The following is a 7,752-nucleotide window of genomic DNA, read 5'->3' as shown; positions in this document are numbered from 1 at the left end:
GGCGAATTATTGGTTACAGAAACTAATTTGATAGAGTCCGTGATATATCCCCGCGAAGTAGAATATCCTAATAATTTATTGGCTATAAGCAAAGACGGAAAAAAATACGAAATCGCAATTCGCGCTTTAGATTTAGATTAATTCTTTAGGTTGTTTTTTAAAACTCCAAAAAATAAAAAAAAGCGTCCGCAAACGCTTTTTCGTTTGCGGACTCACAAAACGCAGATGACCTGTAAGCCGAGTTCTGTCTAGAATGACCATCTGTCTGGACATATCGTTGCCGATATGTTCTAGCGATTTTGCCGAGAGCTACGGCGGACCACCTTGCGCTCTCTATCTTGCATCGGGCGGGGTTTACAATGCCGCATAAGTCGCCATATGCGCGGTAGGCTCTTACCCTACCCTTTCACCCTTACATGCTTTTGGCAAGCATGCGGTTTGCTTTCTGTTGCACTTTCCTTGAAGTCGCCTTCACTGGATGTTATCCAGCGCCCTGTCCTGCGATGCTCGGACTTTCCTCGTTTTTTTAAAAAACGCGGTCATTCAGTCAACTGCATTAATATTATACCACAATTAACAAAAAATTTGCCACAGTAAAGTTTGGAAAAAATTTAAAAAAAGCCAAAGCTTTGAAATTATAATCTAATATTTTATAATTAGTCAAGAATTCTTTGTTTTTTTCTTAAAATATCTCCCGTGATTAACTTCAAATCGGTATAAATAATCACTTCTTGCTGGACTCGGTCGGCTACCATAATTGGCTGGCCGCCGCTATCTTGCATTTTTTGAACCTTAATAGTTTTCAAAAAAGTATCGCCGGGCGACAAAATTTCTAACTCGTCGCCTATTTCAAAACGATTTCTTTGCTCAACTAATGCCTTGCCGTTGTCATAATCTTTGACTATGGCCGCAAAGTCATAAGATTGTATCGTTCTGGACGACGAATAACATTCCTCGGGATTGCTAAAATAAAAACCGGTTGTAAACTCCCTATGCGATGTCTTATAAGGCTCTTGCAAAATATCCTCGTGTATTTTTTGGTTATTCGCCAAACAATCTAACGCCCGTCTATACGCGTTTACGATTGTGGCCACATAATAAGCCGTTTTCATCCTTCCTTCTATTTTAAAGGAGCTTATGCCGGCTTGGACCAGTTTATCCAAGTGATTTAACATATTTAAATCTTTAGAGTTCAAAATATATGTCCCTTTGGCGTCTTGATTGATTATTAGTTCTTTGTCGGGCTTGGTTTTTTGGTATAATATATAATCCCAGCGGCAAGATTGCGCGCACTCGCCGCGATTGGAATCGCGGCCTGTAAAAAAGTTGCTTAATAAACACCTTCCCGAATAAGAAATGCACATAGCGCCATGGACAAAGGCTTCAAGTTCTATGTCTTTAGTAAGATTTTTTTTGATGTTTTGGATTTCTTTCAAAGTCAATTCGCGCGCCAAAATTACTCTTTTTACGCCAAGATTGGCGTAAAAGTCTATCGCCCGCGCGTTAGTAGTGTTTGCCTGCGTGCTAATATGAACATCTAGACGGGTGTTTTTCAATACCAAATCCAAAACGCCCAAATCGCTCACTATTACGGCATCCACTTTTGCTTCTTGGAGTATCTTAAGATATTCTTCAAGCTGGTCAAAGTCATGGTCGCGGGCAAAGATATTGACGGCGACATATAACTTTTTGCCTAAATTATGAGTATATTGGGCGGCTTCAAAAATCTCTTCATGCGAAAAATTTTGGCTATATTGCCTTAGGCTGAAATTATGCCCGCCCATATATACCGCGTCTGCGCCAAAGTAAAGGGCTATTTTTAATTTTTCCATATTGCCCGCGGGGGCTAATAACTCAACTTTTTTTGCATCTTTCATAACGTATTATATCTTTTGGCAAATCGCCACATGGTCGTTGCCTGTTTTGATAATTTCGCATTTTAATTGCGGACATTTTTTTAGCGCTTTTTCAAATTTTTGCAAATTTACCGCGATAGTGCGCATCTTATGGTAAGTATCTTTTCCGCTTTTGGATAGGCCATGAAAAGATATATTATCGCAAAACAAAATTCCGTCTTTTTTCAAAATTTTCAAAATATTTGGCAAATAATTTATATACTGGCCTTTGGCGCCGTCTAAGAATATAAAATCAAATAACCTGTTTTGCAAAACATATAGGCCCAAAAGCGCGGCCGCGTCGTCTAGTATCAATTCCGCATATTGATAAAGTCCTAACTCCTTTAAGTTGGCAAGAGCGAGCTCAAACCTTTCGGGGTCAATATCAACCGTAGTAAAGCTAATATCTTTTAGGTCGGCATAACTTTTTATAGTATTTAATATTTTTGCCGCCGAGTAGCCCGAACCTGTTCCTATTTCCAAAATTTTGTAAGGCTTATATTTTTTAAGCGCATTAGCAAGTTGTTCCCATGCAGACTTGCTTATAGTCGGTATATTATTTTGTCGGCAATATTCCAAAATGTCCTGTAACTGCATATTAGTTTTCTATTATTATAGGCAAAATCATCGGGCTTCTTTTGATTTTTTTGTTCAAAAAATTACGAAGGTTTTTTCTAATATTGTTCTTTAAAATTTCCCTGTCAACTTGAACTTTTAAATCAATGCCATTAACCGAATTAATGGAAACTTGCTTGATTTCTTCGATCAAATCTATGGATTCTCTGGCATATATAAAGCCTCTTGTTATTACATCAACGGATGAAACGGTCCCGCCTTGCTCAATGCCCATTATTACTAATAGCATGCCGTCTTCGGATAAACGCCTTCTATCCCTTAAAACTTCGGCGCCTACGTCGCCTATGCCTGCTCCGTCAACCAAGACATTGCCGGCCGTAACATTGTCCGATCTTTTCAAAAATTTGGAACAAACTTCAATTTTATTGCTAATCTGGGGCATAAGCATGTGTTTTGGGTTATGCCCTAAATCCGCGATCATTTCCATATGTTGCTTAAGATGCCTAATTTCGCCATGGACGGGAATAAAATATTTGGGTTTTACCAAAAGATAAATTAGCTTGAGTTCTTCTCTAAACGCATGCCCCGAGACATGAACATCCGCCAAGGCCTCGTAGATGACTTTTGCGCCTTTTTGGTATAGATTGTTTATTACATTATACACCAACTTTTCGTTGCCTGGTATAGGCGAGGCGGATATTATGACCGTGTCGTTATCGGTTATTTTCACTTTATTAAACTCATCGCTTGCCATGCGAGTAAGCGCGCTCATAGGCTCGCCTTGAGAGCCGGTCGTGATAATAACCAGCTTATCGTCGTCAATCTTTTTGGTTTTCTCCAAATCAACTATTTGATTTTTGTCGTATCTTATTTCGCCTATTCTAGCAGCCGCTTCTAACACATTATGCATGCTTCGTCCGCTAAAAGCGACCTTTCTGCCAAACTTTTGAGCCAGGTCAATTATCTGTTGTATTCTATGGATATTGGACGCGAATGTCGCCACAATCAAGCGCCTTTTGGTGTTTTGCGCGAAAAAATTATATAATGATTTGCCTACGGTTGATTCGCTCATAGAATATCCGGGGCGTTCAATATTGGTGCTTTCCGACAACAAAAGGGTTATGCCCTTTCGGCTTATCTCCGCGATCCGTCTTAGGTCAATCATTTCTCCGTCAATAGGGGTATAGTCAATCTTAAAGTCGCCCGTATGAAAAACTTTTGCCGCCGGGCATTGGATATATAAAGCAAAACTGCCCGATATAGAATGGCTGACTTTGATAAACTCCACCGAAAAAGCGCCCGCTTTTATAACCGTATTTTTTTTGACTATATTAACATTGACATTTTCTAATTTATGTTCTTTAAATTTATGTTCCAAAAGAGCGAGCGTAAGATTGGACGCATAAATAGGAACGCGGATTTCAAACTGTTTTAATATATAAGGCAATCCGCCTATATGGTCCTCATGCCCGTGGGTAAGAAAAAAGCCCCTGACTTTATGGATGTTATCTATCAAATAACTGACATCGGGAATGACAAGGTCAACTCCGGGCATATCAATGCTTGGAAACGCCGAGCCGCAATCCACTACAATAATATCGTTTTTATACTCAAAAGCGGTGATGTTTTTGCCTATCTCTCCAACGCCGCCCAAAAATATAACTTTAAGTGTATCCAAAAATCCTCCAAAATCTTTAGTAAATTATTTTATCAAAAGACATTATATACTATTTGGCAATTTTTTACAAATTCAAAAGAAAGCGATAATTTTTGGCTACACTATTAGACTTTTTATAAAAAAGTGTCTTGGATTGTCGGTTGCGCCTTTTTTTGGGCTTGAGGATAAGGCGGCTGCTTGTATAACACGGGTATATAGTGTTCGGGCGTGGCTATCGCGCCATGACAAGAAACATTCAAAAAAGTATTGTCAAATATAATACAATCGGACAAAGAAATATTGCCGTCAATATAACAATTATCGCCTATAATCGCATTATTGCCCACATCCACATTAAGCCCCAAAAAACTTCTCTTGCCCAAATATGTCCGCCCAAGAGGAATATCATATAATTCTTGACTATCTTTTGTAAAACAGTCAAGTCCGTTTACGCCGTTGAGCATATCCATATTGGCTTTAAAATATTCCTCTATGGATCCTATATCGCACCAATATTTATCAATGCGATGCGTAAAAATTCTTTTGCCTTGGTTTAAAATTATGGGAAATAAATCTCTAGCAAAATCAAACGCCGTATCTTTAGGGATAAAATCCAACACATCGGGATTTATGATATAAATTCCGCAATTAATTAAGTTGCTTAAAATTTCTTTTTTTTGGGGTTTTTCCACAAACTCTGCCACATAGCCATATTCATCCGTTTTGACCACGCCATAAAGCGAGGGGTTTTCAACTTCTTTGACCGCCATAGTGATATCGGCGTCGCTTTTAAGATGCGCGTCATAAATTTTGGCCAAATCAAGATTAGTCAACGCGTCCCCGCTTATCACAATAAATGGTTTTTCGTTCAGCCAGCCTTGCGCCGCCTTTACGCTGCCCGCCGTCCCCAAAGCCTTGCGTTCTATAAAATAATTGAAACTCATTGGAAAATGTTTGCTAACGGCGTCAATAATCTTTTTGGGCATGTGCATAAGGGTTAGCGCAATTTTATCAATATTATAACTTAACAAAAGTTCTATAATATAAAAAATTACGGGCTTCGCCAATACGGGCATAAGGGGTTTGGGCAAGTTTTTGGTCAGCGGCATAAGCCTTGTGCCCTTGCCGCCGGCCATTATAATAGCTTTTATGTCTTGTCTGTCCAATTGTCTTGTCTCTCCCAAAAAAAGTCAATGTTTTTAGATTGCGCAAATTTTTCTAAAAAATTCAAAAACCAAAGCTAATGATTGTCTTTGGCTTTTTCCATGTTTTTATTTATAAAGATATTTTCAATCAAAATCCATACGCCCAAAAGCGCCAAAAACCCGCCGAACAGCCTTGAAAGCAAATCGGAGTCAATGTTTTTTATAATTAAAGACGAGATTATGCTAAAAACCAAAGCGGGTATTATAATAAACAAAACGCCTTGGGTCTTCACTAGCTTGTTCTTAAAATGCAGAATAAGGGCTATTACCGCCATTGGTATAAAGGATGCCAAATTAATAGCCTGCGCTATATGCTGTTTAAGCCCGCCCAGCATTGTCAAAAGCGGTATTGTCAAAGTCCCCCCGCCCATTCCCATGCCGCCTAATACGCCGCCCGCAATCCCTATCAAAATAAATTTTATTATCTGCCACATAAAACTTCCTCGCAAGCTTTTTTATGGAAAAATAGCCATTTTTAGTCCAACCAAAGTCATAACCGCGGCAAAAATTATCCTTATAACTTTGTTGTTTAGTTTGGACAATAATACGGCGCCCAAAACGCCGCCTATTACCACGCCGCCGCCTGCCGCCAAACCGCTGGTAAGCTCAAAATAGCCCGACGCTATGTAGATGATAGCGCTTACAAGGCAAAGCGGTAAGATGATTAAAATCGCCGTCGCGTGAGCGGTCTTGGTTTTGTTTTTTAAAATACGCTCCAATACGGGAACGGCTATCATCCCGCCCCCGCCGCCAAAAAAACCGTTAATAAAACCTATGATTGCTCCACATATTAATAAAGTAATCTTTTTTGGGAATTTTATCATATTGCAAATAGTCTTTGCCGAAGCTCCCAAAAATATTAAAGAAACATAAAAAAGGTATATAATAATTGATTTTAGAACGCTAATTTTATATAATAATAAATAGTTTACAATCAAAGCGAAGCAATATAAAGGACTTATAAAGGATATAATCAAATGACTAAAAAATTAAGAATAATATTACTTGGTATTATAATAGCGCTTGTATCATTAATGGGAAATCTAACTTTTGGCGTTTTTGCGGCAAATTCTTCCGATAACGACAATCAATTAAACATCCGCATGGAAAATCTGATTGATAATGAAAGTTTTTCCGAAGCAGGAACTTCTTATCCAACATCGCCGACAGGTTGGGTTGGCAATATTATGGACAATAACTTATCGTCCAATATCGCCGCGGGAATAATTAGCCTAAAAGTCGATTCTCTTATGGAAGTAGTTAACCAAAAAAATAATTCATATAAACTTCCCGGCAACTTTAAAGACCAAGTTAATTTTGACACTTTGATAAGTCCTTTTGATTATGATTCGGATACGGCCAATGTTTTAATGATAAGCACCCTTAACCAAACAGCTTATTCGTATAAGTCCAGTACATATGAAATTAAACCTAACTCTTATTATAAATTAAGCGTTTATGTCTACACCCCCGATTTTTCAACTATAGGCGAAGATTATAATTATGGCGCTTTTATCGCTATAACAGGCGATATAAAAGCAATCAGCGAACCTATAAATACCCGCAATACTTGGAAAGAATATTCCATTTATTTTTCTGGCTATAGTTATAAAACGGCATCGGTCCAAGTCTCTTTGCAACTTGGCGATGTCGGCGAAGATGAAGACGGAAACAAGATAATGAGGCCGGCATCCGGTTACGTCTTTTTTGATAAAGTTCTTTTGCAACCAATTTCTTATGAAATTTATCAAGACAGCAAAAACAATCCTCTTAATAATGATTATTTTGCAGATGAATTAACCAAAAACATCTTGCCTGAAGATTTCCAGGCTGATTTTGAATCGGGCTTTTCTAATTGGGAAAATATTGAAAGCGAAGCCTCGGTTTCGGTCGCAAGCGATGTGTATTTGCCTTTTGGAAATCAAGCTTTAAAAATAGCAACTAAAGGCCAAGGTTATGCGGGATATCGCTCGCAACCTTTTATAATAGAAAGACACAAATTTTATCATCTTGGCATTTGGCACAATAAAGCCGATTTTGTTAGCGGCACAGCATTTGCTAATATCGTCTCAAAGGATAAAAATGGAGAATATAAAAGCCACGGTACCCTAAACAGTTTTTCTGCTAACTTAGGAGAGAATTCTTGGCTTGGAGATTGGAATCAAGGCAGCTTCTTTATAAAAGGATCTAGCTTAATGGACAAGGAAGTTTATTTGGAGCTTTGGTTTGGCAATAGTTCCGCTCCCGCTGTCGGAACCGTGTATTATGATAACATAACCTTGGAAGAAATTTTGCCAGAAGATTATAACAATCACAGCTCAAGCGGCACTGTAATAACTTTTTCGGACACCCAAGGCAGCCCAAGTCTTGATAACGGCAATTTTGACTCTATAGGCGATTATACGGAATATACTTATCC

The 7,752-nt window shown here is 38.4% G+C and carries 7 protein-coding genes and 1 other RNA gene; 1 reads left to right on the top strand and 7 read right to left on the bottom strand.

Features of this window, described 5'->3' with window-relative positions; translation table 11 throughout:
- Positions 1-217: 217 nt before the first annotated feature.
- The 7 genes from rnpB to GX756_05385 form a co-directional block, all read right to left on the bottom strand.
- An RNA gene (gene rnpB, locus GX756_05415) (RNase P RNA component class A) lies at positions 218-555 on the bottom strand.
- Positions 556-656: 101 nt separating this feature from the next.
- Entirely contained in the window at positions 657-1,877 is a 1,221-nt protein-coding gene (locus tag GX756_05410) for a U32 family peptidase (protein NLC17300.1), read from the bottom strand.
- A gap of 6 nt (positions 1,878-1,883) precedes the next feature.
- The gene (locus GX756_05405; protein ID NLC17299.1) at positions 1,884-2,492 is read right to left on the bottom strand and encodes a methyltransferase domain-containing protein; all 609 of its coding nucleotides are present in this window, start codon (positions 2,490-2,492) and stop codon (positions 1,884-1,886) included.
- Between the two features lies 1 nt (position 2,493).
- Positions 2,494-4,149: a ribonuclease J gene (locus tag GX756_05400; protein ID NLC17298.1), complete on the bottom strand. Its 1,656-nt coding sequence runs from the start codon at positions 4,147-4,149 to the stop codon at positions 2,494-2,496.
- A 113-nt stretch (positions 4,150-4,262) separates the two neighbouring features.
- Positions 4,263-5,294 (bottom strand): NDP-sugar synthase, encoded by a 1,032-nt coding sequence (locus GX756_05395; protein ID NLC17297.1) that lies wholly within the window; start codon positions 5,292-5,294, stop codon positions 4,263-4,265.
- Positions 5,295-5,368: 74 nt separating this feature from the next.
- Positions 5,369-5,767: a sulfite exporter TauE/SafE family protein gene (locus tag GX756_05390; protein NLC17296.1), complete on the bottom strand. Its 399-nt coding sequence runs from the start codon at positions 5,765-5,767 to the stop codon at positions 5,369-5,371.
- 21 nt (positions 5,768-5,788) lie between these two features.
- On the bottom strand, positions 5,789-6,271 hold the full coding sequence (locus GX756_05385) for a TSUP family transporter (GenBank protein NLC17295.1): 483 nt from the start codon (positions 6,269-6,271) through the stop codon (positions 5,789-5,791).
- Between the two features lie 39 nt (positions 6,272-6,310).
- Here GX756_05385 and GX756_05380 point away from each other — a divergent pair.
- Positions 6,311-7,752, top strand: a 1,442-nt coding sequence (locus GX756_05380; protein ID NLC17294.1) for a hypothetical protein, incomplete at its 3' end; no start/stop codon positions are given.

It is taken from the genome of Clostridiales bacterium (genome assembly GCA_012512255.1).
Classification (GTDB): domain Bacteria; phylum Bacillota; class Clostridia; order Christensenellales; family DUVY01; genus DUVY01.
Note: the sequence above shows the minus strand (reverse complement) of the source record. Positions and strands in the feature narration are given on the sequence as shown.